At 21.6% G+C, this 796-nt stretch carries 2 protein-coding genes; both read right to left on the bottom strand.

Features of this window, described 5'->3' with window-relative positions; all coding sequences use genetic code 4:
- Positions 1 to 19: 19 nt before the first annotated feature.
- Positions 20 to 448, bottom strand: a complete 429-nt coding sequence (locus tag M0D11_RS06225) for a hypothetical protein (RefSeq protein WP_252321082.1) — start codon at positions 446 to 448, stop codon at positions 20 to 22.
- Positions 449 to 466: 18 nt separating this feature from the next.
- On the bottom strand, positions 467 to 592 hold the full coding sequence (locus M0D11_RS07020) for a hypothetical protein (protein ID WP_256468460.1): 126 nt from the start codon (positions 590 to 592) through the stop codon (positions 467 to 469).
- Positions 593 to 796 lie beyond the last annotated feature (204 nt).

Genomic DNA, 796 nt, shown 5'->3' with positions numbered 1-796 from the left:
ATTCATAATTATTCTCCTCTTAATGTATTTTTGATTTGTTATTAACAATTATTTTTTGTTCTTTTTGTAAATTTATTAAAACTTTATAAAAATTATTAACTAATTTGTATCATTTTTGACTACTAGCTTTTATATCTTTTAATTCTTCTTCTAAATCACCAAGAATGAAACCATTTATATCAAAATCTATGTCTGGATATTCATGATAAAAACTGGCTTCAGGAGTAATTCTAAAACCAAGACCAATAACATTTTCTGATTTATCTAAATAAACATCATATATTTGAATTCAAATATTTTGTTTAATTTCTTTAAATCTTTTAAATAATTCTAATTGATTTTGTTTTCATTTAATTTTTTTAAATTTACCAGCACGTTTGACTTCTTTATTATCAATATAAAGATTAAACTCTTCATTTTCTGGTTCAAAAAATACTTCTGCTGCCATTTTTTCTTTAACTCCTTTTTAAACTCTTGTTCACAAATCACGGTCTCATTGATTTTTTTCTTTTCTTGACAATTTTGTGTTTTCTTTTTTTCTAATTAAAATTTGCGCTTTATTTTTTTGATAATTTGTTAACTTTTGTTCCATAATTTCTCCTTTTTAGGTATATGCCTTTATTTGGCTCATATTTGCCATTTTTAGCGATGTTTAAAAATGCGAATGGTTTTATATTCATATTCTTAATTCAACGCTTTATATTTGTTAAACACTATATTATTATATAATCAAAAATCATTTTTTGTTATTCAAAATAGCTTTAAAGAAAATAAGAAAAATATCATAACTTCAAAT

The organism is Spiroplasma endosymbiont of Lariophagus distinguendus (assembly GCF_023846195.1).
Taxonomy (GTDB): Bacteria; Bacillota_I; Bacilli_A; order Mycoplasmatales; family VBWQ01; genus Spiroplasma_E.
Note: the sequence above shows the minus strand (reverse complement) of the source record. Positions and strands in the feature narration are given on the sequence as shown.